The following is a 24,427-nucleotide window of genomic DNA, read 5'->3' on the forward strand; positions in this document are numbered from 1 at the left end:
ACCCACCGCGCCCCCGCCATTCCCACGGATGGCGGGGGCGCAACCCCCGGCGTCCGGCCCACAGCCGGCCATGGCTCGTAGCACATATGGGAGGACCACCATGTCGGTGGACGCGAAGCAGGCGCCGCATGCGGCCGAACCGGCCGCGCTCGTGCAGATGCGCGGGATCTCGGTGGAGTTCCCGGGTGTGAAGGCCTTGCAGGAGGTGGACTTCCGGCTCTTCCCCGGCGAGGTGCACGCCCTCATGGGGGAGAACGGCGCGGGCAAGTCGACGCTCATTAAGGCGTTGACCGGCGTCTACAGCCCGATCGCCGGCGTCACGACGATCGAGGGGCGGGAGGTGTCGTTCTCCGGCCCGGCCGAGGCCCAGGACGCCGGGATCAGCACCGTCTACCAGGAGGTCAACCTCTGCCCCAACCTGACGGTCGCGGAGAACATCCTGCTCGGCCGCGAGCCGCGGCGGCTCGGCGCGATCGACGGCAGGGCGACCCGGGCCCGCGCCGCCGAGCTGCTCGCCGAGATGGGACTCCACATCGACCCCGGCTCCGTCCTCGCCGAGCATCCCATCGCCATCCAGCAGCTCGTGGCGATCACCCGTGCCGTCGCCGTGGACGCCAAGGTCCTCGTTCTCGACGAGCCGACCTCCAGCCTCGACCAGGACGAGGTCGCCGAACTCTTCCGCATCATGCGAGTCCTGCGGGACCGGGGCGTCGCCATCCTCTTCGTCTCCCACTTCCTCGAGCAGGTGTACGAAATCTCCGACCGGATGACGGTGTTGCGCAACGGCCGGCTGGTGGGGGAGCACCGGAGCGCCGACCTCGGCCGGCTCGAGCTGGTCTCCCTCATGATCGGCCGCGAGCTTGGCGCGTTGGCGGAGGTCGAGCGGCTCGCCGGACAGGCCGGCGAGGTGGCCTCCACCGCCCCCGTGCTGCAGGCCACCGGTGTCGGCCGCAAGGGCTCCGTCACACCGTTTGACCTGCAGATCAATCGCGGCGAGGTGGTGGGCCTGGCCGGACTCCTCGGCTCCGGGCGCACCGAGCTCGCGCGGCTGCTCTTCGGGGCGGACCGTCCGGACAGCGGCCAGGTGACCGTCGACGGCAAGGTGGTGCACCTGCGGAACCCCCGCGTCGCCATCGCCGCCGGGATCGCCTTCTGCTCCGAGGACCGCAAGGGCGAGGGAGTGCTGGCCGACCTCAGCGTCCGGGACAACCTGATTCTGGCCATGCAGGCCGCCAGCGGCTGGGCCCGGCCCATCCCCCGTAAGACCAAGGACCAGCTGGTGGAGAAGTGGATCAAGGCGCTGGACATCAGACCGGTGAACCCCGACGCGCTCGTGGGCAAGCTCTCCGGTGGCAACCAGCAGAAGGTGCTGCTCGCCCGCTGGCTGGTCACCAAGCCGAAGCTGCTCATCCTCGACGAGCCCACCCGCGGCATCGACATCGGGGCCAAGACCCAGATCCAGAAGCTCGTCGCCGAGCTTGCCCAGGAAGGCATGGCCGTGGTCTACATCTCCGCCGAGCTCGAGGAGGTCGTACGCCTGAGCCACCGCGTCGTGGTGATGAAGGACCGGGCCAAGATCGCCGAGCTCGACCAGCACGCCACCGTCGATGACATCATGCGGCTCATCGCCCGCGTGGACGAGGGCTCCGAGGCGGTGGCGGCATGACCTCCACGCGCCCCCTGGACCGCTTCCGCAACAGCGGACTGCTGTGGCCCCTGGTGGCCATCGTGGTGCTGCTGGCGGCCAACGCGGTCGTCCGCCCGTCGTTCCTCGCCCTGCGCTTCCAGGACGGCCACCTCTACGGCAGCCTCATCGACATCCTCAAGAACGGCGCGCCGACCATGCTCATCGCGCTCGGCATGTGCCTGGTCATCGCCACCCGGGGGATCGACCTGTCAGTCGGCGCGGTCGTCGCCATCTCCGGAGCGGTCACCTGCTCCTCCATCGTGGGCGCGGCCGAGCCGGGCAGCGCCGGGGCCGCCTTCGTCGGCATGGGGACCGCGCTCGCGCTCTGCGCCGTCCTCGGCCTGTGGAACGGCTTCCTCGTCGCCGGCCTCGGCATGCAACCGATCATCGCGACGCTCGTTCTCATGACCGCCGGGCGTGGCATTGCGATGCTCATCACCGACGGCCAGATCATCACCGTGCGCAACCCGACGTTCCGTACCGTCGGCGCCGGCTTCCTGGTGCTGCCCGTCTCGATCCTCATCGCCGTCGCCGTGTTCGTGCTCGTCGCCCTCGTGACCCGCCGGACCGCGCTCGGCCTGCTCATCGAGTCGGTCGGGATCAACCCGGAGGCGAGCCGGCTGGCCGGCCTGCGCGCCCGCACCATCCGGTGGACCGTCTACGTGTTCGCCGCCATCTGCGCCGGCGTCGCCGGCCTGATGATCAGCTCCAACGTCAGCGCCGCCGACGCCAACAACGCCGGCCTATGGATCGAGATGGACGCGATCCTGGCCGTCGTCATCGGCGGCACCTCGCTGGCCGGCGGTCGGTACAGCCTCACCGGCACGCTGCTGGGCGCGCTCATCATCCAGACGCTCACGACGACGGTGTACAGCATGGGCATTGACCCCCAGATCACCCTCGTCTTCAAAGCCGTCGTCGTCATCGCCGTGTGCCTCCTGCAGGCGCCCAAGGTGCGGGCCGCCCTGCTGGGCCGCACCCGGCGACGGCACGCCCCGCCGGACCCGGAGGCCGAGCCAACGGCCCGGCAGGGTACGCAGACCCCGACTGAACCCCTGGTGGAGAAGGTGGCCCAGCCATGACGACCACAGCAACGCCGGTCAAGGAGAAGGGCCTGCTCGGGACGCTTGCGGGCGGCCGGTCGATCCCCGGCCGGGTCGTCCCGGTACTCGCCACGTTCGTGCTCTTCGTGCTCCTCTTCGGCGTCGGCGCCGGCCGCTACGACGGGTTCACCTCCGGCCAGGTCGTGGCCAACCTGTTCATCGACAATTCCTTCCTGATCGTGCTCGCCGTGGGCATGACCTTCGTCATCGTGACCGGCGGGATCGACCTGTCGGTGGGCGCGGTGGTCGCGCTGTCGACGATGGTGGCCGCGGCCGGCCTGGGGGCCGGTCTGCCGGCGCCGCTCGTGGTGCTGCTGGTGCTGGCCATGGGGTCGACACTCGGCCTGCTGATGGGCCTGGTCATCCACTACTTCGAGATCCAGCCGTTCATCGTGACGCTCGCCGGCATGTTCCTCGCCCGAGGGCTGTGCTTCGTGGTCGGCGTCCAGTCGATCTCCATCAAGGACCCGACCTTCCGCAGCTTCGCCACCGCCTCCCTGCCGCTGTCCGCGAACGTGTCGATCACCTGGAGTGTGGTGATCGCGCTGGCCATCGTGGCGGTGGCCGGCTGGGTCCTGCACCGCACCCGATTCGGACGCACCGCCTACGCGGTCGGCGGCAACGAGAACTCGGCGATGCTCATGGGCCTGCCGGTCGCCAGGGTCAAGGTCGGCGTCTACGTCATCAGCGGGCTCTGCTCCGCGATCGCCGGGCTCCTCTTCGCCCTCTACATGCTCTCCGGCTACGGCCTGCACGCCGTCGGCATGGAACTGGACGCCATCGCCTCCGTCGTGATCGGCGGCACGCTGCTCTCGGGCGGCGTCGGTTACGTCCTCGGGTCGCTGCTCGGCGTTCTCGTCCTGGGTGTCATCCAGACGTTGATCTCGTTCCAAGGCACGCTTAGCTCATGGTGGACAAAGATCGCGATCGGAACCCTGCTGCTCCTCTTCATCGTGATGCAGAGGGTCTTCATGCGGAGGCAGCCGTGACGGCGGCTGCCGCCAAGGCGCCGGTGATGGCCGACGTCGCTCGCCTGGCGGGCGTGTCGCACCAGACGGTGTCCCGGGTGATCAACGGGTCGGCCAGCATCAAGCCGGAGACCCGGGAGCGGGTGCTCCAGGCCATCGAACGGCTCGGCTACCGTCCCAACACCGCCGCCCGCGCCCTCGTGCGCGGACGCTCCGGGATGATCGGCATCATCGGCACCGCCAGGACGCTGTTCGGTCCGACGAGTATTCACCGGAGCGTTGAGGACGCCGCGCGGGCTGCCGGGTACTTCGCCACCTCGGTGAGCCTGTCCGAGGTGACGCGGCGAGCCCTCGACGACGCCACCGACCATCTCATGCGGGTCGGCGTGGAGGGCATCGTCATGATCGCCGGTCACGACGAGGCTCTCGAGGTGGTGCGCAAGCAGCGCTCCGGCGTCCCCTTCGTCGTCGTGGAGGGGGACCTGTCCAAGGCGTCCCGCACGGTCGGCGTCGACCAGGTGCTCGGCGCTCGGCTGGCCACCGAGCACCTCCTGAAGCTCGGGCACCGCGAGATCGTGCACGTCAGCGGTCCGCTCAACTGGGCGGAGGCGCGCGCCCGGGTAGAGGGCTGGCGCCTGGCGATGAGTGAGGCGGGGCTGCGCCCGGCCGAGCCGGTGCCCGGCGACTGGAGTTCCGCGAGCGGGTATGCCGCCGGGCTGCGGATCTGCGAGATGTCGGAGACCACCGCGGTCTTCGCGGCGAACGACCAGATGGCGATCGGTGTGCTCCGCGCGCTGCACGAGCGCGGTCGGCGGGTGCCGGAGGACATCTCCGTCGTCGGGTTTGACGACGTCCCCGAGGCCGCCTACCTCATCCCGCCGCTGACGACGATCGAGCAGGACTTCGAGGCCATCGGTCGACGTGCGATAGACGTCATCACCCAGGCGATCAACGGCGATGACCTCCAGCCCTCGCCATTGGTCATTCCCAAGCTCGTGGTGCGCCAGAGCACCGCCCCCCCGACAAGGACCAGCACATGAGCGACGAGAAGTACGTGGTGGGCGTCGACTACGGGACGCTCTCGGGACGAGCCCTGGTGGTCCGCGTCTCCGACGGTGCCGAGCTGGGGTCGGCCGTGCACGAGTACCCCCACGCGGTGGTGACCGAGGCCCTGCCCGGCGGCCAGCCGCTGCCTCCGGAATGGGCGCTGCAGGTGCCCCAGGACTACCGCGAGGTGCTGCAGGTGGCGGTGCCGCAGGCGGTGCATGAAGCGGGAATCGACCCGGCCGACGTCACCGGCGTCGGCACGGACTTCACCGCGTGCACCATGATCCCGACGCTCGCCGACGGTACCCCGCTGTCCGAGCTGGACCAGCTCACCGCCCGGCCCCACGCCTACGTCAAGCTCTGGCGGCACCACGCCGCCCAGCCACAGGCCGACCGGATCAACCAGCTCGCCGCGAAGCGGAACGAACCATGGCTGGCCCGCTACGGCGGCCAGATCTCCTCGGAGTGGGAGTTCGCCAAGGCGCTACAGCTGCTGGAGGAGGATCCGACGAGCTACGCGGCCATGCAGCGCTGGGTGGAGGCAGCGGACTGGATCGTCTGGCAGCTCACCGGCCGCTACGTCCGCAACGCCTGCACCGCCGGCTACAAGGGCATCTACCAGGACGGGCAGTATCCCGGCCCGGACTTCCTCGCCGAGCTCAATCCCGCGTTCGCCGACTTCGTCGCGACCAAGCTCGACCAGCCCATCGGCCAGCTGGGGGACACCGCCGGCACGCTGACCGACCGGGCGGCGGCGTGGACCGGTCTGCCGCCCGGCATCCCGGTCGCCGTCGGCAACGTGGACGCCCACGTCACGGCAGCCGCGGCCAACGCGCTCGACCCCGGGCAGATGGTCGCCATCATGGGCACCTCGACCTGCCACATCATGAACGGCAGGGAGCTACGCGTCGTGCCCGGCATGTGCGGCGTGGTGAAGAACGGCATCGTCAAGGGGCTCTGGGGCTACGAGGCCGGGCAGAGCGGCGTGGGCGACATCTTCGCGCACTTCGTGCGGACGCACGTGCCGGCCAGCTACACGACCCGGGCCCGCGCCGAAGGCTTGAGCATCCACGAGTACCTCACCAGACTGGCGTCGACCCAGCGGGTGGGGGAGCACGGCCTGCTCGCCCTGGACTGGCACAGCGGCAACCGCTCGGTGCTCGTCGATCACGAGCTGTCCGGCCTGTTGGTGGGAGAGACGCTGGCCACCCGGCCGGAGGACATCTACCGGGCGCTCATCGAAGCCACCGCCTTCGGCACCCGAACCATCATCGAGACCTTCCGGGACGCCGGGGTGCCGGTCACCGAGCTGGTCGTCGCGGGCGGACTCGTCAAGAACCCGATGCTCATGCAGATCTACAGCGATGTGACCCGACTACCGCTGTCCATAGTTCCGTCGGAGCAGGCACCCGCGCTGGGTGCGGCCATCCACGCCGCGGTCGCCGCCGGAGCGTATCCGGACGTACGCACGGCGGCCGCGCGGATGGGCCGCGCCGAACGCGCGGCGTACACCCCGCACGAGGCGGACGCCGCGGTCTACGACGAACTCTTCGCCGAGTACACCACGCTGCACGACCACTTCGGCCGAGGCGACAACAAGCTGATGCGTAAGCTGCGTGCGATCCAGCGTTCGGCGGTGGCCCGATGAGCGTCATCCAGTCGGTCAACGCCACCATCACGTCGCTGCGCGCCCAGGTGGCGGCATTGCACGCCGAGCTGCCCCGAAACGCACTCGTGGTGTGGACGGCCGGCAACGTCTCGGCCCGCGTGCCCGGTGCGGACCTGCTGGTCATCAAGCCGTCGGGGGTCAGCTACGACGACATCCGCCCGGAGAACATGGTCATCACCGACCTCGACGCCAACCTGGTCGACGGAGACCTGGCACCGTCGTCGGACACCGCCGCCCACGCGTACGTCTACAAGCACATGCCACACGTGGGCGGCGTCGTGCACACCCACTCCACGTACGCGACCGCCTGGGCCGCCCGCGGTGAGCCCATCCCGTGCGTGCTCACCATGATCGCCGACGAGTTCGGCGGCGAGATTCCGGTCGGCCCGTTCGCGCTCATCGGCGACGACTCCATCGGTCGCGGCATCGTGGCCACGCTCCGGACCCACCGCTCACCGGCCGTCCTCATGCGCAACCACGGCGTCTTCACCATCGGGACCCACGCCCGAGCGGCGGTCAAAGCCGCCGTGATGTGCGAGGACGTCGCCCGCACCGTCCACATCGCCCGTCAGCTCGGCGCACCGCTGCCGATGCGGCAGAGCGACATCGACGCCCTCTACGACCGCTACCAGAACGTCTACGGGCAGGCGTGAGCCGCACCCCGACAGGAGAACCCGCCATGGCATCGGCCACGAAACCCGAGGTCTGGTTCCTCACCGGCAGCCAGCACCTTTACGGACCGGAAACCCTCGACCAGGTCGCCGACCAGTCCCAGCAGATCCAGCGAACCCTGGTGTCCTCGGGTCAACTCGCCGCCGAGATCGTCTGGAAGCCGGTGCTGACCGACTCGACCGCGATACGCCACGTGATGCTCGAGGCCAACGCGGACCCCGGCTGCGTGGGCGTCATCGCCTGGATGCACACGTTCTCACCGGCCAAGATGTGGATCGCTGGCCTGGACGTGCTGCGCAAGCCGCTGCTGCACCTGCACACCCAGCTCAACGCGGCGCTCCCCTGGGCGTCAATCGACATGGATTTCATGAATCTCAACCAGGCCGCGCACGGTGACCGGGAGTTCGGCTACATCCAGACGCGGCTCGGGGTGACCCGCAAGACCGTTGTCGGCCACGCCGCCGACCCCGAGATGATCGCCCGACTCGACGGCTGGATCCGCGCCGCCCTCGGCCTGGACCACCTGCGCGGGCTGCGCCTGGCACGGTTCGGCGACAACATGCGGGACGTCGCGGTGACCGAGGGGGACAAGGTCGAGGCCGAGCTGCGGTTCGGCTTCTCGGTCAACACCTACGGCGTCAACGACCTGGTCGCCGCGGTCGACGACGCATCCACTGACGAGGTCGACGCGCTCGTCGCCGAGTACGCCGACGCGTACCGCCTCGTAGCGGAACTGGCCCGGGGTGGCGGGCGCCACGAGTCCCTGCGGTACGCCGCGCGCATCGAGGTCGGCCTGCGGGACTTCCTCACCGCGGGCGGCTTCGGCGCGTTCACCACGAACTTCCAGGACCTCGGCGGCCTGCGGCAACTACCCGGTCTGGCGGTGCAACGGCTGATGGCCGACGGCTACGGCTTCGGCGGCGAGGGGGACTGGAAGACCTCCGCTCTCCTCGCCGCGATCAAGGCCATGGGGGCCGGCAGCGGGCGGGGCACCTCCTTCATGGAGGACTACACCTACCACCTGGGGCCGGGCGAGCCGAAGATTCTCGGGGCGCACATGCTCGAGGTCTGCCCGAGCATCGCCGCGCTCCAGCCGTCCTGCGAGATCCATCCGCTGAGCATCGGCGACCGGGAGGACCCGGTACGACTGGTGTTCGACGCCACCGCGGGCGCCGGCGTGGTGATCGGCATGACGGACCTCGGCGACCGGTTCCGGCTGGTCGCCAACACGGTCGAGGTGACACCGCCGGATGAGCCGCTGCCCAACCTGCCGGTTGCCCGCGCGGTGTGGAAGCCGGCCCCGTCGCTGTCCACCTCCGCCGAGGCGTGGCTCATGGCCGGCGGACCGCACCACACCGTGCTGACCCAGGCAGTCGGCGCGGAGACGTTGCGGGACTTCGCCGACATGCTGAACACCGAATTCCTGCTCATCGACCACCGCACCACCCCGTCCGACCTGGGTGACCGGCTGCGGTGGAACCAGGCCTACTACCGGCTGATGCACAGCCGCTAGACCCGGCCGAGGTACCCCTTTCCCACCACAGAGGAGACACCATGGTCATCACCCGTGCTGCATCAGCGGCGGCAGCCATCGTGCTCGCCACAGCCCTGACCGCCTGCGGTTCCAGCACCAAGACCGTCGACCAGCAGGCACAGTCCGGCAACAACGCCGGCGCACTGGTCGGCGTCACCATGCCCACCAAGTCGTCGGAGCGGTGGATCAGCGACGGCGAGAACGTCAAGAAGCAGCTGGAGGCGCTCGGCTACAAGGTCGACCTGCAGTACGCCGAGAACGACATCCCGACCCAGGTCAACCAGCTGGAGAACCAGATCACCAAGGGCGCCAAGCTGCTCATCATCGCGTCCATCGACGGCACCGCGCTGACCACGCAGCTGCAGCAGGCGAGGGACAAGAACATCTCGGTCATCGCGTACGACCGGCTCATCCGCAAGAGCCCGAACGTCGACTACTACGCGACGTTCGACAACTTCAAGGTCGGTGTGCAGCAGGCGACCTCGCTGCTGGTGGGCCTCAAGCTGCTCAAGCCGGACGGCTCGCCCGGTGAGGCGAAGGGGCCGTTCAACATCGAGCTGTTCGCTGGCTCGCCGGACGACAACAACGCCACGTTCTTCTTCAACGGTGCGATGAGCGTGCTGCAGCCGCACATCGACAAGGGCGCGCTCGTGGTGAAGAGCGGCCAGAAGGACTTCAAGACCGTCGCCATCCTGCGCTGGGACCCGGCCACCGCGCAGAAGCGCATGGAGGACCTGCTGACCTCGACGTACACGGGCGGCGCCACGGTCGACGGGGTGCTGTCGCCGTACGACGGGCTGTCGATCGGCATCCTGTCGGCCCTCAAGAGCAACGGTTACGGCACCGCCGGCCAGCCGTACCCGGTCGTCACTGGCCAGGACGCGGAGCTGGCGTCGGTGAAGTCCATCATCGCGGGTGAGCAGTACTCGACGATCTACAAGGACACCCGCGAGCTCGCCAAGGTGACGGTGCAGATGGCCGACGCCGTGCTCAAGGGGAGCAAACCGCAGGTGAACAACGACAAGGACTACGACAACGGGGTCAAGGTGGTGCCGTCGTACCTGCTGCAGCCCGTCATCGTAGACAAGAGCAACTACAAGCAGGCGCTCGTCGACACCGGTTACTACACCGGCGCGCAGCTGGGCTGATCCGCGGTGACTCCCGCCGCGCCCGACACTCGGCGCGGCGGGAGTCGTCAACCTCGTAGTACACGTGCCGGCGGAGGGAGTGCGGCGATGACGGACCACATCCTGCAGATGCAGGGCATCACCAAGACGTTTCCCGGAGTCACGGCGCTCCAGGACGTCAACCTGTCCGTGCGCCGGGGGGAGGTCCACGCGATCAGCGGGGAGAACGGCGCGGGTAAGTCCACGCTGATGAAGGTGCTGTCCGGGGTGTACCCGCACGGCACCTACCAGGGCGAGATCCACTTCGACGGCGAGCCGTGCCGATTCTCCGGCATCCGCGATAGCGAGCACCGCGGGATCGTCATCATTCATCAGGAGCTCGCACTGTGCCCGCAGTTGTCGATCGCGGAGAACATCTTCCTCGGCAACGAACAGGCGCACCGCGGCCTGATCGACTGGAACAAGACCAACCACGAAGCGGCACTGCTGCTGGCGCGGGTGGGCCTGGCCGAGAATGCGGTGACCCCGGTGAGGGATCTCGGGGTGGGCAAGCAGCAGCTGGTGGAGATCGCCAAGGCGCTTTCCAAGGAGGTGAAGCTGCTGATCCTCGACGAGCCGACCGCGGCGTTGAACGACGAGGACTCGGGGCACCTGCTGGATCTGCTGCGCGGGCTGCGTGACGCGGGGATCACCTGCGTGATCATCTCGCACAAACTCAACGAGGTCCTCGCGATCGCGGACGCCATCACCATCCTCCGCGACGGGCGCACCATCGAGACCCTCGACATGGCCACCGACGAGGTGACCGAGGACCGGATCATCTCCGGGATGGTGGGCCGGGACCTGAGCCACCGCTTCCCGCCACACACGCCGAAGATCGGCGAGGAGCTGCTCCGCGTCGAGGGCTGGACCGTGCACAGCCCGACCCAGCACGGCCGGGTCGTGGTGTCCGGCGCCAACCTGGTGCTGCGCCGCGGGGAGATCGTCGGGCTGGCCGGGCTGATGGGCGCCGGGCGGACGGAGCTGGCGATGAGCGTGTTCGGCCGCTCGTACGGCACGAACATCACCGGGCGGGTCGTCAAGGACGGCAGGGAGATCCACCTGAAGTCCGTGCGCGACGCCATCCGGCACGGCATCGCGTACGTCACCGAGGACCGGAAACGGTACGGCCTCAACCTGATCGAGGACGTCAAGCGCAATGTCTCCGCCGCAGCGCTCGGCAAACTGGCGACGCGCGGATGGGTCAACGACAACGAGGAGTACCGGGTCGCCGACGAGTACCGGGCCAGCATGAACATCAAGGCCCCCAGCGTGCTCAGCGTCACCGGCAAACTCAGCGGCGGAAACCAGCAGAAGGTCGTCCTGTCGAAGTGGATGTTCACCGACGCGGACGTGTTGATCCTGGACGAGCCGACCCGGGGCATCGACGTCGGGGCCAAGTACGAGATTTACACGATCATCAACCGGCTCGCCGACGAGGGTAGGGCCGTGCTCGTGATCTCCTCCGAGCTGCCCGAGCTGCTGGGGCTGTGCGACCGAATCTACACGTTGTCCGCCGGCCGGATTACGGGCGAGGTGCCCCGCGAGCATGCCACGCAGGAGCGGCTCATGCAGTACATGACCAAGAGACAGTAAACGGGAGACCAGCATGACCAGCGTCGCACCCACCAACGCCGACCTTGCGATGGCCGACACCACGCTGGCCCAGCCGGGGCAACCGGCCGGCCGCGCGCCACGCCGCTTCACCGTCAACCTGCGTCAGTCCGGCATCTACGTCGCGTTCGCGCTGATCGTGTTGCTGTTCACCGTGCTGACCAACGGCGCGATGCTGCAGCCGCAGAACATCAGCAACATCATCGTTCAGAACTCCTACATCCTGATCCTCGCCATCGGCATGATCTTGATCATCATCGCCGGACACATCGACCTGTCGGTCGGTTCCGTGGTCGCGGTCACCGGCGCGATCACCGCCGTCCTCACCGTCAACATGGGCGTGCCGTGGCCGCTCGCCCTGGTCATCACCCTCATCGCAGGCGCTCTCATCGGTGCCTGGCAGGGCTACTGGATCGCCTACTTCGGGATTCCGGCGTTCATCGTCACCCTCGCCGGCATGCTGCTGTTCCGCGCGCTCACCCTGACCGTGCTCGGTAACCAGGGCATCGGCCCGTTCCCCGAGGAGATCCGCACCCTGTCCAACGGCTTCACCCAGGGCTACCTCGGCAACGTCGGCCTCGGACCGCTCGGCGGTGCGGACCTGTTCAGCCTGCTCGTCGGCATCACGGCCGTGGCCGGAATAGCCATCACCCAGTGGCGCACCCGCGCCGCCCGGCTGGGCTACCACCAGGCGGTCGATCCGCTGCCGACTTTCCTCGCCAAGATCGCGCTCGCTGCGTTCCTCGTCCTCGGGATCGTTGTGCAGCTCGCCCGATTCCGCAACCTGCCCTGGGTCCTCGTGCTGCTCGCCGCCCTGGTGCTCGGCTACAGCCTGCTGATGAACCGGGCCGTGTTCGGCCGGCAGATCTACGCCGTCGGCGGAAACCTGCAAGCCGCCGTCCTGTCCGGCGTCAAGGTCAAGTCCAATGTCTTCTGGATCTTTGTGAACATGGGGGTGCTGTCCGCCCTCGCCGGCATCATCTTCGCCGGCCGCCTCAACCAGGCCGGCCCGACCGCCGGCAACCAGTTCGAGCTCGATGCCATCGCAGCGGCCTTCATCGGCGGCGCCGCCGTCCAGGGCGGCGTCGGCAAGGTGGTCGGCGCGATCACCGGGGGCCTCATCATGGGCGTCATCAACAACGGCATGTCCCTGATCGGGGCTCCCAGTGAGCAGGTGATGCTGGTCAAGGGGCTGGTGCTTCTCGCCGCCGTCGCGTTCGACGTGTGGACCAAGCGGCGGGCCGGCGCCGCACGTTAGCCGCGCCCATCGAGCGTGGCGTCGGTTTCCAGCGCCCCCGGGGCTCATGAAGAGGGGAGAGGCGGTTGGGCCACCCACTCCGCCACTGACGGTTCCACCCACGGGTGGCTCCCGCGCCGCGTCAGTAATTCGCCAGTAACGGTTCAGCCGTAGCCTGCCCGACCAGGCCAGCTCCGCGCTTCCCGGTCGCCCTTCCGGCGGCTTTCCTGCCGTGACCGTCGTCGGCGGGCTTGCCGTGCCGGCCGCGGCCGCCGCGCCCCGGCACAATGCGATCGTCGATCCGGGCCTCGCCGCCGCCGTTGGCGCCGGTCAGGAGGCGACCTTCTTCGTCGTCGTCGACGGCCGCACCGACCTGTCCGGGGCAGCTGGCTGTGAAGCGTCAACCCGGCACGGCCACCGCTGGTCAGACCGGGACCGTCCCACCGCAAGGCGGGACTACCGATCACACGCTCGCTAGAGCGCACTGAAAGGTAACGGTCACCCCACCCGCTAACCGGGTGGTGACGGCTGCTCGGATGGGAATCGTCGGGTACGGGCCGCGTCGGCTACGGCGACGCCGGCGAGGATGAGGGCGGCGGTGGTGGCTACCGCGAGCGGCGGCACCGGCCGCATTGCTGGGGTGAGGGCGACCAGGGCGAGTGCGCCGATCACGCGGGGGGCGGACACGCGGCCGAATACCGCGTACTCGAAGGTGGCTCGTCCGGCGAGGAACAGGGCGGGTCCGCCGAGGATGACGGCGATCCAGGCCGGGTCCGGGTGTCCGAGCGGGTGGGTGACGACGAGTTCGTCGCCGACGGCGATGGTGACAATGCCGGCGGCCATGATCACGTGGGCGTAGATCGTCGCGATAGCAACGCGGTTTAGGTTGGTGGTCGCTGTGATGGCGTCGGCCAGCAGTGCTCCGGCGCGGTGGATGTAGATGCGCCACAGCAGTGCCGTGGTGGCGAACGCCACCAGGGCCGCGGCGCTGCGGTCAGCCCCGAACTCGCCGCTTCCGAATGTCAGTCCGGTCACCAGGATCGGCTCGCCGAGCGCGACGATGAAAAACTGCTGGAACCGCTCGGCCACGTGCTCTGGGGAGGCCACGATCTCGAATCGACGCGCGCCGCCGCGGCCCAGCCTCGGCGTGGGGAAGCCGAGTGCGATCCCCGCGTACTCCACGCCCGCCGCCGTCAGCCACAGCGCTCCACGCACCCAGCCGGTTAGGAACGCACCCGCGATCCATGGCACCGCAGCCACGCCGACCCAGAACAGTATTCGCACCGCGCTGGGCTGCACCTCGTGGCCACGCAAAAAGAAGATGGCGATAGCGAGGCCACCAAGGCGGACGGTGAGGTACGCCCCTATGAAGACCAGGCCCCGCCGACCGAACGCCTCAGGCGTCGCAGCCGCCATCACGAGGGTGCCGAAAATGATCGGCATGGTGAACAGCTGTACCAGCGGATGCAGCGGGTCGAACAGGTCCGTAAACCTCGCCGTAGAGACCCAGACATGCATCATGGCGAACAGCAACACCACTGTCTGGAACGCGCCAGTCCAGCTCAGATGCTCCAGCAGGTGCTGCGAGAGCCGGACGAAGGCGAGGACGAACACCAGGTCGGAGAAGAGTTCCAGGAATGCCGCCCGCGGCTGCTCGGGTCTTCGCAGCAGTACGCCCAACCTACCCGCCGTCATCAACCGCCCATTTCTGCCGTTTCTGTCCGCCTTAACCGTAGTCGTACCATGCGTTGGGCCTTGAACGTTGCCGACATAGAAGCCGCGCACAGCGACTACTGCCCGGGGGGCAGCCCTTCCTGCCCACCGGCCAGCGGGGCTCCGACGAGGCCGCCCAGCTCGGCGGCGATCAGCACGCTGACAAGCACGGTCAGTGGGTTCAGTCGGACCGCGTGGGACATGATGACCGGTTGCAGCAGGTGGTTCTCGACCTGCTGGTAGATCACGAAGAAGACCAGCACGACCAGTCCGGCGGTGGGGGAGTGCAGGAAGCCGGCGCCGCCCGCGATGATGGCGCCGAGGGTCGCCCCCACCAGGGGGATCAGGTCGGCGATGGCGACCAGCAGGGCGATCACGGCGGCGAACGGCACGCCGGTGAGCGCGAGCGATGGACCGGCCGTCGGCGTCGCTCACCGGGCGCAGCTACCCGCTGCGAAGCGGACGAAACGCTGACCAACAACCCCTCGACGGCACACTCATCGGTGCCGACGCCGGATCACGAAAGTGAGAACCGGATGTCCGGCGTCAGCACGGATCAGTTTCGGGATGGTGGGGGAGGGGCCTCCGGCTGGGCAGTCTGGTGAGGAATGCGAGCGGCGGATACGGCGGTGTGAGTCAGTGACAGGCGGGCAGCTGGCGGCCGGCACTGAGGACGGTGCCGTCGGGACGGACGATCGCCACCCGGGCCCCACCTGTCCTCAGCCATTGGTGTAGCTCGCTGCCGGGTTCCGCAGTGATGAGAACTGCTCCACGCCGTTCAATGTCGGCTCGTTGGGTGGGGGACGGCTCGTGAGATGTGACGATCGCGAATCGGCCGGCGGCCACGTCGTCGAATCGGCGATCGCCGTCGACGGTCGCGTTCGGGCACAGTCGGCCCGCGAGGGTGCGGCGCAGGCGTGGCCGTTTCACCAGGTCGGACCGGTGCAGCGGGGGTGTCTGGCTGTCGGTGGCCAGTTCCTTGAGGCCGGGTACGAGGTGCAGCCGCGGCGCCACCGCGCGGCGGATGACGTCGCCGACTCTGCCGCCGGCCGTCATCGCGGTGCCGATCATCTTCGCCAGCTTGATCATGGCGCGGGCGTGGTGCTTGCGTTCGATCTCGTAGGTGTCGAGCACGGTCTCGGGCAGGGTCCCGTCGAGCACGCCGGCGAGTTTCCAGGCGAGGTTCATCCCGTCGCGCAGCCCGGCACACATGCCCTGACCGATGAACGGTGGGGTGAGGTGGGCGGCGTCGCCGAGCAGGAACACCCGCCGGTCGCGCCAGCGGTCGGCGACCTGCGCGCGGAAGGTGTACTCCGCCGCACGGATGACCTCCAGCTCCCCGACGGGGATGTTTCCGGTCCACCGCGCGATCAACGGATGCAGCTGGGCCATGTCGCGGAAGTCGTCCGCGGTTTCACCCGGCGTCAGCTGGAACTCCCACCGGTAGCGGGTCTTCCCGATTCGCATGTACGTGCCGGCGCGGGCCGGGTCGGAGAGCTGGTGCACCCCTTCCCACTGGCCGAGGTCGGCCTCGGTGACCACATCGATGACGAGCCAGCGTTGTGTGAACTTCAGGTCCTGCATAGTGGCGCCGATCGAGGCCCTGGTCAGGCTGTTGGCGCCGTCGCAACCGAGGACGTACGCCGCGCGGACGACATCATGCTCGCCCGTGGCCGTGTCGGTAACGTCGATCCGTACGCCGCCGGCGTCCTGGGTCAGCGCGGTGACCTCGGTGTTGCCGCGAAGGGTGACGGTGTCGTACTGCTTGAGATTCTGACGGAGGATCGCCTCCAGTTCCGGCTGGTCGAACATGCTCCCCGGGGGGTAGCCGTGCCGGCCCTCCGCCATGTCGCGTTGGAACTCGGCGAGCACCCGCATGTTTCGGTCGAGGAGACGCAGACCCCGGTGGGGCCTGGAGATGGCGGCGAACCCGTCCCGCAGCCCGAGGCGCGCCAGGATGCGGTGGACCTCGTCGTCGAGGGCGACGGCCCGGGGCTGGGGATAGACCGACCCCCACTGCTCGAGGATCAGGCACTCGACGCCGTACTGGGCGAGCAGCGTCGCGGCGGTGAGCCCGGTGGGGCCCGCGCCGACGATCACGACCGGAACCACTGTCATCATGCCGCCAGCTGAAGAACGAGGTAGGTGGCGGCCAGGAGCCCGCAGACGAGCGCCGGGGCGTACTTGCGCGGGCCGTCTCCCTTGCGCAGGTGTACGACGACGGCTCCGCCGAGCAGGAGCAGCAGCCCGGCCGCGGCGAGGACGCCGATCAGCGGCTGGAACAGGCCGACGAGCAGTCCAACCGCTCCGGCGACCTCGAGCAGGCCGATGCGGCGATAGGCGGCGACGGAGAAACCGGCCTCCGCGGCCAGCTCCCGCATCGGTTGCAAGGCCAGGATCTTGGCCGTGCCTAGGGCGAGGAAGACCAGCGCGAGCAGTACCGCGAGGATGGCCGCAGCGAGCGTCATGACACAACCACCAATCGCCATTCAATGGCATACCGGCCCAGGATCGCCTTGACGGCCTTCTCCTGGGCAGAGGGATGAATTTTCACAGTTGCCACGATGGAGCTGCCCTCGATCGCGGCCTCGATGTCCTGTACTCCAGGGATCTGGTCGAGCGCGGCACGGAGTTCCGCGCGGACGGCGTCCTTCCGCAGGGCGAGCTTGTAGAGCTTGCCCACGGCGGTGACGGGCAGTTCGTCGAGGATCGTCACGGTCTTGGGCGCGGCGGTGCGGTCGGGCACCTGGTCGCTCGCCCAGTCGCGCAGGTCGTCCTCCGTCACGATGGCGCCTGGCGCGAGGGTGACGTAGGCGACGGGTACCTCGCCGGCGTGGGCGTCGGGGCGCCCGACCGCGCTGGCCGCGGTGACCTGCGGGTGGGCCAGCAGCGTGTCCTCGATGATCGCGGGGTCGATGTTGTGTCCGCCGCGGATGATGAGGTCCTTGGCCCGGCCGGCGAGGTAGACGAAGCCGTCCTCGTCGAGGCGCGCGAGGTCGCCGGTGTCCAGCCAGCCGTCGACCACCTTGCCAAGGCCGTCCAGGACGTGGCCATTCTCGTCACGGTCGGTGACGTAGCCGGGGAAGACTGTCGGGCCGCTGATCGCCAGCACGCCGGTCGCGCCGACGGGTCGGTCCTCCCACGTGCCGTCCGCGGCGACCACCCGCACCCGCTGGTAGGGCAGGCGCTGCCCGACCGAGCCCGGCCGCGACGCGTCGGGGAAGGTACGTGCGCTCGCGCACGTCGCCTCGGTAAGCCCGTAGCCCTCGACCAGGGTTATCCCGGTGTGGGCCTGGAAGTTGTCCCGGACCGCGGTGGGCAGCGGCGAGGCCCCCACCATCGGAAATCGCAGGCTGCTGATGTCGGCGTCGATCGGGACCTGCGCCAGTACGGCGTACACGGTGGGCACCGCGCTCATGGCGGCGATCCGGTAGTGCTCGACGATCTTCCAGAACTCGCCGAAGAGCGCGGGGTCGCGGTAGCCGAGCGGGCCGGCCCACACCACAGCCTGCCCCTTGAACAGCGGCGCGAGCAGGGTGACCACGAGTGCGTTGACGTGGAACAGCGGGAGGGCCGCAAAGACCACGGTCTCCTCGTCGAACAGGGAGCTGGCGGCCAGCATCCACGCGTCGGCGACCTCGTTGGCGTGCGTGTGCGCGGCCAGCTTCGGCGCGCCGGTCGTGCCGCCGGTGTGGAACATCGCGGCCAGGTCGGAGGGCCGGGGTAGGGCACCGTCGAAGGTGGCCGGATTCAAGGGCGCCGCGAGTTCGCCGAGGTAGCCGACGCGTACGCCGTCGATGGCCGGCAGCGGCTGGGGCGCGTCCGCCGCCCCGGTGGGCCGGAGCACGAGGATCGCGTCGAGCAGTCCGCCGCGGGCGAGCGCCTGCGCGGTGTCCCACGTGTCCGGCGCGAGTTCGGGCCCGGCCGTGACCAGCACGCGGGCACCGGAGCGCCGGAGGAGCTCGGCGAGGTGCTGCCGCGACAGTCCGCCGCCCAGCGGCGCCGCGATCCCGGCGAGCTGCGCGGCCAGCGTCGCGGTGATCAGCTCGGCGCAGTTGGGTGACATCAGGGCGACCGCGTCACCCCGCCGCACGCCGAGGTCATGGAGCAGGTTCGCGTACCGGTGGACCTCGGCCAGGAGTTCGGCGAAGGTACGGCGCAGCGGCTCGCGCCAGCGGGCGGCGTCCGGCAGGACGTTGAGCGCCGTACGGTCCGGCCAGCGCGTGGCCGCTCGCGCGAGCAACGCGTACGTCGATTCCGGCAGGCCCCGCGCCTCGAGCGGAACGGCCTCGATCGCGGCGAGGTCCGCGGGCGTGGCGTAGTCCGGCCACAGCAGGGGCCCGGTCATTGGGCGTACCGCACAACCGTGCGCTGGCGACCCAGATCGATCGCGCCGTCGTCGGTGGCGATGGTGGCCTCGACGACGTCGCCATCCTTGAGGTACCTGGGGTTGCGAGCCTGACCCTTGAAGAACATCTTCCACTTCACCGCGGGCGGCAGCAGCGAGGCGACGAACGCGATCGGCTTCGGCGGCGCGCTCAGGGCCGTCCCGACGGGCGTGCCGGTCAGCAGCAGGTCGCCGGGGTCGACCCGCTGGAAGCGGGTCAGCGCCTGCAGCGCCTGGGCCGGGCGGTAGATCATGTCGGCGACGGTCATGTCCTGCCGAAGCTCGCCGTTGACCCACAGCTTCAGCCGGAGGTCGATGAACCGCTTGAGTTCTTCGGCGTCGAGCAGCACCAGCGCGGGGCCGACCGGGGTGAAGGTCGGGTAGGACTTGCCCTCGTAGAACTGGGTCTTGGGCAGCTGCACGTCGCGTGCCGAGATGTCGTTGGTGACCACCAGGCCCGCGACGTAGTCGGCGAGGTTGTCGTCGGTGACGGTCGTGCCGACCGGCATCTCGCGGCCGAAGACCAGGCCGATCTCCACCTCGTAGTCGAGCAGACGCACGTGGGCGGGGCGGACCACGTCGGCGAACGGCCCACTGATCGAGCCCGAGGTCTTGCGGAAGAAGGTCAAGGGGACGGTTGCGGGATCTCCGCCGCTGTCCTTGACGTGCGAGGCGAAGTTCGTCATCTGGGCGACGACGCGGCAGGGCGCCGTCACCGGGGAGACCAGCGCAAGGTCGTCCACCGGAACGGTGTCGCTGCTCGTCGCGGCCGCGAGGATCGCCGGCCGGTCGGCCAGCAGCTCGCTGGTGGTGGTCGCGCTGGTGTGCACCTTGGCGGCGCCGGTGGGGGTAAGCACCCACCAGGCGTCGGCGGTGCGCAGGACGGAGGTGCTCATGAGGTGAACGCTTTCATCAGGCCGCGGAGGCGGTGGAGGTCGAATTCGTTGTCCTCGCGCAGCGCGCCGATGACCGCGCGCAGCTCGCGAAGCGATTCCCGACCGGGTCTCATGCCGAGAAAGTCCTTGGTGGCGGGCGGACCCCACTGGGCGAGCCCCGAGGCGCTCATCGGGGCCCAGCCGGGCTCGAGCGTGCAGTCGAACAGGTCGCCGTCGGTGAAGTGCTCGACCAGGAAGTCGTCCGGGTCGCGCCAGTAGTCGAAGATCTGGCTGCCCTGGATGTGCCGGCCGATCCCCCAGGACCGCTGGTAGCCCCGGTCGAGCAGGTGCTCCCCGCCGGCGGCCAGCGAGTCGAGGTCGGGGACCTGGTAGGCGGAGTGCACGTACCGGGTGGCCGGCCCGAGGGTCATGGCGAGGGTGTGATGGTCGGTGGGTGCGCTGCCGCGGTCGCAGCGGATGAAGCTCATGACCGGGCCCCGCTCGCGCTGCCCCTGGTGGTAGAGGAAGTCGCTGACGATCAGGCCCAGGTGCTCGAGGTACCAGTTGAGCGTCTCCCGGTACCTGGTCGTCTGCAGCACGACGTGACCGAGGCGCTGCACCTTGGCCGGCTCCCGCGGCGGCCGCTGAGTGGCGTTGGTCCGTGCCACGTCGTGTCCGACGTTGAAGGTCAGGGGTTGCTGCGTGGGCAGCGCGGGGAGTTCGTGCGTGTCCGCGACCACGCGGATCCGCGTCCCGCTCGGGTCGACCAGGTCCACGGTCACCCCGCCCAGGCTCTCCGGCAGGCTGGCCATGGTCCGCCCGGTCGCGTCCGCGAGCCGCAGCACGTCGTTCGGCTCGGCAGCCCTGAACGCGGGGCCGATGAACCGGGACCGGGGGCCCCGGCGGATGAGCACGCAGGGGGATCCGGGGTCGGTGCCCCGCAGGTGCAGCTCGTCCTGAGTACGCAGCGACGTGGTGAAGCCGAAGGCCCGGGCGAAGACCTCGGCCCGCTCCAGATCGGGCTTCTGGAACTCCAGCCAGGCCAGGTCGTGCACCTTGACGACCGGGTTGCGCGCCCGCCCCGGGTGCTCGCCCGGCCGGGCACCCTGCTCGCTGTGCAGACCGGTGTGCGGGTCGTGTTGCTCGATCATGTCCCGCTCCTTTCAAGGTGTTGACGAAATCGTCACTTACGAGGGTAACGTCAGTCAAGGGCAGATGACGATTCCGTCATGTCTGAGGGTCGCCGGGGTTAAGGTGGGCGCAGACCGACCTGGGAGAGGTGAGTAAGCAGGCATGGCGCAGCAGACCAGGCCCGCCCCGAACCGCCTGGAACGGCGGAAAGCGCGCACCCGTTTCGCGCTCGTTCGCGCGGCGCAGGCCTTCATCGCGGCTGGCAAGCTGAACGTCCCGATTCTCGAACTCACCCAGGCCGCGGACGTGGGTATGGGCACGTTCTACAACCACTTCGACAGCAGGGAGCAGCTCTTCCAGGCCGCGGTGGAAGACGCACTCGACCGCTACGGCGGCCTGCTCGACGAGCTGACCCTCGGCCTGGACGATCCGGCTCACGTCTTCGCGCAGAGCTTCCGGCTGACCGGACGCCTCCACCGCCGGAATCCCGAACTGAGCAAGGTCCTGCTCAACAACGGCCTGGCCCTGGCCGGTTCAGACAGGGGACTCGCGCCGCGAGCCCGGCGCGACATCGAAGACGGCGTCCGCGCCGGCCGATTCCGTGTGCGCGAGCCCGAATTGGCGATGGTGATCGTGGCCGGAGCCGCGCTGTGCCTTGGCCAACTGCTGCACGACCACCCCGAGCGTGACGACGCCGCAGCCACCGACCAGGTCACGGAGGACGTGCTGCGCATGCTCGGCCTCGCGGCCGACGAGGCCCACGAGATCTGCCAACGCCCGCTGCCCGACCTGGATGGCCGTCGCCCGTAGGCCGATGTTCATCCGCCCGAGCGGGCCGCTCCTAGGAAGTGGCCGCCTCGCGCACCATCCGGTTGGCCGTCTCCGGCTCATACCCGGTCGCCCGGAGCAGGTCACTCGCCATGGTGCGCAGCTGGATCACCACGGCGTCCGAGAAGGGCTTGACGCCCCTGTGGTACGCCTGGCCGGCCAGGCGCGCCCCGTCCAACACCGCGTTGCGGGTCTGGTCGAACGGCCCACCCGCCCGCGCCTCCCGCCTCAGCAACTGGATCGCCTCGGCGAGCCTATCCACTGCGCCGGGGAGTTCCTCCGGGACCGGCTCGTCGTATTGCAACGTGGTCGCGGCCCAGCGGGCCAGCGCCCGGCACCCGAGGATCACCCGATCGATGTGCTGGATGCCGCGCCGGTAGTGCTTGACATCGATTCGGCGTTGCCAGCGTAGCGGCGCGATCGTCGTTACCTCCTCGGCGCCAGCCAGGGCCTCGTGCAGCCGGGCGAGGTCGGGTTCCATGCCGGTCAGCTGGTCCAGCGCCCGTATCGCGCGGTCCGGGTCACGCCGGGCGAGTGCGTGTGCCACCTCTCGAAGCTGCGTGTGGAGGGTCGCGGCGACCGGTGCGACAGCCCGCTCGAGAATGCGCATCGGGTTGATCGGTAGCAGCAACGCCACTACCGCCAGCCCGATGGCGCCGCCCACTCCCGCGTCGACGATCCGCGCCCATTCGAGGCCCTGCTGCACGTGGGAGAACGTGGCGATCAGCACAGCGGTACTGCCCGCCTGAGCGACCAGCGCACCGCTGCGCCCGGTCATCAACAGGGCGACGGCGATGGCCAGCATTACCACCAGGCCGATCTGCCAGGGCCCGAACCCGAGGGAGCGAATGAGAAAGTCACTGACGAGCAGGCCCAGCCCGACGCCGAGCAGCATCTCGGCGGTACGTAAGGCGCGCTGCCCGAGGGCGGCGACGATCGTGCCGACGGCCGCGCTGGGCGCGAAGATCGGTGCGGGGCGACCCAGGACGTCGTGCGCCAGCCCCCAGGACAACGTGGCGGCAAGCCCACATTGAGCTGCTACGAACAGAATGATCGTGAACAGGCGCAGCCTCAGCCGGCCTGCTTCGCCACCGTGACGCCGGGCCTTCGCCGCCAGGTCCTTGGCGTGCCCGGCAGCGGCGTTGGGGCGAGACAGGTCTCCCCGCTCAGCAGCCATGGCGGGGGTTACCCCGCCCGGCCCTTACAAACCCGGCGATCCGTTCTCCTCCCTGTCGAGCTTCCTGTCGAGGCGATTCGGTTGCCCCCGCTCCCATGGCTACCCGCTCGGCGAAGCCGGGCAGCTTATGGGCGTTGCGACCCCGCTCAGACCACCCACGATGCCGGCCGCGAGCCGTTGCGGCAGCACCAGGACAGTTGACCGCTGGATCTCTGCCCGCTCGTGATCGTTCAACCGGGTGGTGATGGCTGCTCGGATGGGAATCGTCGGGCACGGGCCGCGTCGGCTACGGCGACGCCGGCCAGGATGAGGGCGGCGGTGGTGGCTACCGCGAGCGGCGGCACCGGCCGCATTGCCGGGGTGAGGGCGACCAGGGCGAGTGCGCCGATCACGCGGGGGGCGGACACGCGGCCGAACACCGCGTACTCGAAGATGGCTCGTCCGGCGAGGAACAGGGCGGGTCCGCCGAGGATGACGGCGATCCAGGCCGGGTCCGGGTGTCCGAGCGGGTGGGTGATGACGAGTTCGTCGCCGACGGCAATGGTGACGATGCCGGCGATCATGATCACGTGGGCGTAGACCGCCAGGACAGCAACGCGGAGTCGGTTGGGGGCCGCTGTGATGGCGCCGGCTATCAGTGCTCCGGCGCGGTGGATGTAGATGCGCCACAGCAGTGCCGTGGTGGCGAACGCCACCAGGGCCGCGGCGCTGCGGTCAGCCCCGAACGGGCCGTTTGCGAATGCCAGTCCGGTCACCAGGATCGGCTCGCCGAGCGCGATGATGAAGAACTGCCGGAACCGCTCGGCCACGTGTTCTTCGGAGACCACGACCTCGAGTCGACGCTCGCCGCTGCGGCCCAGCCGCGGCGTGGGGAAGCCGAGTGCGATCCCCACGAACTCCACGGCCGCCGCCGTCATCCACAGCGCTCCCCGCACCCAGCCGGGCAGGAAAGCCCCCGCGATCCAGAGCACCGCGCTCACGCCGACCCAGAACAGTAGCCGCAGCGCGTTGCGCTGCCCCTCGTGGCCCCGCAACAGAAGGATCGCGACAGCGAAGATACCAAGCCGGACGAAGACGTACACACCTGCGAAGACCAGGCCCCGCCGGCCGAACGCCTCCGGCGCCGCAGCCGCCATCATGAGGGTGCCGAACATGATCGACATGACCACCAGCTGGATCAGCGGATGTCGCGGGTCGAACGTGTCCGTAAACCTCGTGGCAGCGATCCAGACAAACAGCACGGCGAACAGCAACACCAGTGTCTGGAACGCGCCAGTCCAGCTCGGATGCTTCAGCAGCTCCTGCGAGAGCCGGGAGAACGCCAGGACGAACACCAGGTCCAAGAACAGTTCCAGGAATCCCGCCCGCCCCTGCCCGGGCCTTCGTAGCAGCTTGCTCGCCCTGCCCGTCGTCATCGGCCGCCCGTTTCTGCCGTTTCTGCCGGTCTTGACCGTAGTCGTACCATGCCGTAGGGCCTTGAACGTTGCCGACATTGGCACTGCCCGCAGCGACTGCTGTGTCGCCCTATAAGTTGCGCCGGCGTGCGGTGCGGCTGTATCGAGAGGCCGACCCCGGGCCGCGGGAGGTCGAAGACCGCGGGCTGCTGTCGGAGATCGTCG

At 69.3% G+C, this 24,427-nt stretch carries 21 protein-coding genes; 12 read left to right on the plus strand and 9 right to left on the minus strand.

Annotated features, from left to right (window positions below; translation table 11 throughout):
- The first annotated feature begins 100 nt into the window (after positions 1-100).
- The 11 genes from ACTWO6_RS10360 (at position 101) to ACTWO6_RS10410 (ending at position 13,175) form a co-directional block, all read left to right on the plus strand.
- Positions 101-1,666, plus strand: a complete 1,566-nt coding sequence (locus ACTWO6_RS10360) for a sugar ABC transporter ATP-binding protein (RefSeq protein ID WP_446219411.1) — start codon at positions 101-103, stop codon at positions 1,664-1,666.
- On the plus strand, positions 1,663-2,769 hold the full coding sequence (locus ACTWO6_RS10365; RefSeq protein ID WP_446219412.1) for an ABC transporter permease: 1,107 nt from the start codon (positions 1,663-1,665) through the stop codon (positions 2,767-2,769). The genes ACTWO6_RS10360 and ACTWO6_RS10365 overlap by 4 nt, the downstream gene beginning before the upstream one ends.
- A complete protein-coding gene (gene yjfF / locus ACTWO6_RS10370; protein ID WP_446219413.1) occupies positions 2,766-3,779 on the plus strand; it encodes a galactofuranose ABC transporter, permease protein YjfF in 1,014 nt (337 codons plus the stop codon). Before ACTWO6_RS10365 ends, yjfF begins: the two co-directional genes overlap by 4 nt.
- A complete protein-coding gene (locus ACTWO6_RS10375; RefSeq protein ID WP_242624044.1) occupies positions 3,776-4,798 on the plus strand; it encodes a LacI family DNA-binding transcriptional regulator in 1,023 nt (340 codons plus the stop codon). Before yjfF ends, ACTWO6_RS10375 begins: the two co-directional genes overlap by 4 nt.
- Positions 4,795-6,453, plus strand: a complete 1,659-nt coding sequence (gene araB, locus ACTWO6_RS10380; RefSeq protein ID WP_446219414.1) for a ribulokinase — start codon at positions 4,795-4,797, stop codon at positions 6,451-6,453. Before ACTWO6_RS10375 ends, araB begins: the two co-directional genes overlap by 4 nt.
- Positions 6,450-7,127, plus strand: a complete 678-nt coding sequence (locus ACTWO6_RS10385; protein ID WP_446219415.1) for an L-ribulose-5-phosphate 4-epimerase — start codon at positions 6,450-6,452, stop codon at positions 7,125-7,127. Before araB ends, ACTWO6_RS10385 begins: the two co-directional genes overlap by 4 nt.
- A gap of 26 nt (positions 7,128-7,153) precedes the next feature.
- A complete protein-coding gene (gene araA / locus ACTWO6_RS10390; protein ID WP_446219416.1) occupies positions 7,154-8,659 on the plus strand; it encodes an L-arabinose isomerase in 1,506 nt (501 codons plus the stop codon).
- A gap of 41 nt (positions 8,660-8,700) precedes the next feature.
- Complete coding sequence (gene chvE, locus ACTWO6_RS10395) at positions 8,701-9,828, plus strand: multiple monosaccharide ABC transporter substrate-binding protein (RefSeq protein WP_446219417.1); 1,128 nt, start codon at positions 8,701-8,703, stop codon at positions 9,826-9,828.
- 87 nt (positions 9,829-9,915) lie between these two features.
- Positions 9,916-11,442, plus strand: coding sequence for a multiple monosaccharide ABC transporter ATP-binding protein (gene mmsA / locus ACTWO6_RS10400; protein ID WP_446219418.1), 1,527 nt, complete (start codon positions 9,916-9,918; stop codon positions 11,440-11,442).
- 13 nt (positions 11,443-11,455) lie between these two features.
- Complete coding sequence (gene mmsB / locus ACTWO6_RS10405) at positions 11,456-12,718, plus strand: multiple monosaccharide ABC transporter permease (RefSeq protein WP_446219419.1); 1,263 nt, start codon at positions 11,456-11,458, stop codon at positions 12,716-12,718.
- A 211-nt stretch (positions 12,719-12,929) separates the two neighbouring features.
- Positions 12,930-13,175 (plus strand): hypothetical protein, encoded by a 246-nt coding sequence (locus ACTWO6_RS10410; RefSeq protein WP_446219420.1) that lies wholly within the window; start codon positions 12,930-12,932, stop codon positions 13,173-13,175.
- A 32-nt stretch (positions 13,176-13,207) separates the two neighbouring features.
- Here the strand turns inward: ACTWO6_RS10410 and ACTWO6_RS10415 are convergent, their stop codons facing one another.
- The 7 genes from ACTWO6_RS10415 to ACTWO6_RS10445 all read right to left on the minus strand — a co-directional run bounded on the left by ACTWO6_RS10415 (position 13,208) and on the right by ACTWO6_RS10445 (position 20,823).
- The gene (locus ACTWO6_RS10415) at positions 13,208-14,377 is read right to left on the minus strand and encodes a low temperature requirement protein A (protein WP_446219421.1); all 1,170 of its coding nucleotides are present in this window, start codon (positions 14,375-14,377) and stop codon (positions 13,208-13,210) included.
- A gap of 110 nt (positions 14,378-14,487) precedes the next feature.
- Positions 14,488-14,802, minus strand: a complete 315-nt coding sequence (locus ACTWO6_RS10420; protein ID WP_446219422.1) for an AI-2E family transporter — start codon at positions 14,800-14,802, stop codon at positions 14,488-14,490.
- A 244-nt stretch (positions 14,803-15,046) separates the two neighbouring features.
- Positions 15,047-16,531 carry a bifunctional 3-(3-hydroxy-phenyl)propionate/3-hydroxycinnamic acid hydroxylase MhpA gene (mhpA, locus tag ACTWO6_RS10425; protein WP_446219423.1) on the minus strand — a complete coding sequence of 495 codons (1,485 nt, stop codon included), beginning with the start codon at positions 16,529-16,531 and terminating at the stop codon, positions 15,047-15,049.
- Positions 16,528-16,878, minus strand: a complete 351-nt coding sequence (locus tag ACTWO6_RS10430) for a DoxX family protein (RefSeq protein WP_446219424.1) — start codon at positions 16,876-16,878, stop codon at positions 16,528-16,530. The genes mhpA and ACTWO6_RS10430 overlap by 4 nt, the downstream gene beginning before the upstream one ends.
- Entirely contained in the window at positions 16,875-18,758 is a 1,884-nt protein-coding gene (locus ACTWO6_RS10435) for an acyl-CoA synthetase (RefSeq protein WP_446219425.1), read from the minus strand. Before ACTWO6_RS10435 ends, ACTWO6_RS10430 begins: the two co-directional genes overlap by 4 nt.
- Positions 18,755-19,693, minus strand: coding sequence for a fumarylacetoacetate hydrolase family protein (locus ACTWO6_RS10440; RefSeq protein WP_446219426.1), 939 nt, complete (start codon positions 19,691-19,693; stop codon positions 18,755-18,757). The genes ACTWO6_RS10435 and ACTWO6_RS10440 overlap by 4 nt, the downstream gene beginning before the upstream one ends.
- Positions 19,690-20,823, minus strand: a complete 1,134-nt coding sequence (locus ACTWO6_RS10445; protein WP_446219427.1) for a VOC family protein — start codon at positions 20,821-20,823, stop codon at positions 19,690-19,692. Before ACTWO6_RS10445 ends, ACTWO6_RS10440 begins: the two co-directional genes overlap by 4 nt.
- A gap of 142 nt (positions 20,824-20,965) precedes the next feature.
- On the opposite strand from ACTWO6_RS10445, the gene ACTWO6_RS10450 reads away from it, so the two are divergent.
- A complete protein-coding gene (locus ACTWO6_RS10450) occupies positions 20,966-21,613 on the plus strand; it encodes a TetR/AcrR family transcriptional regulator (RefSeq protein ID WP_446219428.1) in 648 nt (215 codons plus the stop codon).
- Between the two features lie 31 nt (positions 21,614-21,644).
- Here ACTWO6_RS10450 and ACTWO6_RS10455 read toward each other — a convergent pair whose 3' ends face one another.
- Both ACTWO6_RS10455 and ACTWO6_RS10460 read right to left on the minus strand, forming a co-directional pair.
- Positions 21,645-22,808, minus strand: coding sequence for an FUSC family protein (locus ACTWO6_RS10455; RefSeq protein ID WP_231929299.1), 1,164 nt, complete (start codon positions 22,806-22,808; stop codon positions 21,645-21,647).
- A gap of 230 nt (positions 22,809-23,038) precedes the next feature.
- Entirely contained in the window at positions 23,039-24,142 is a 1,104-nt protein-coding gene (locus ACTWO6_RS10460; protein WP_446220620.1) for a low temperature requirement protein A, read from the minus strand.
- Between the last annotated feature and the right edge of the window lie 285 nt (positions 24,143-24,427).

The sequence above is a fragment of the Micromonospora sp. IBHARD004 genome (genome assembly GCF_052814115.1).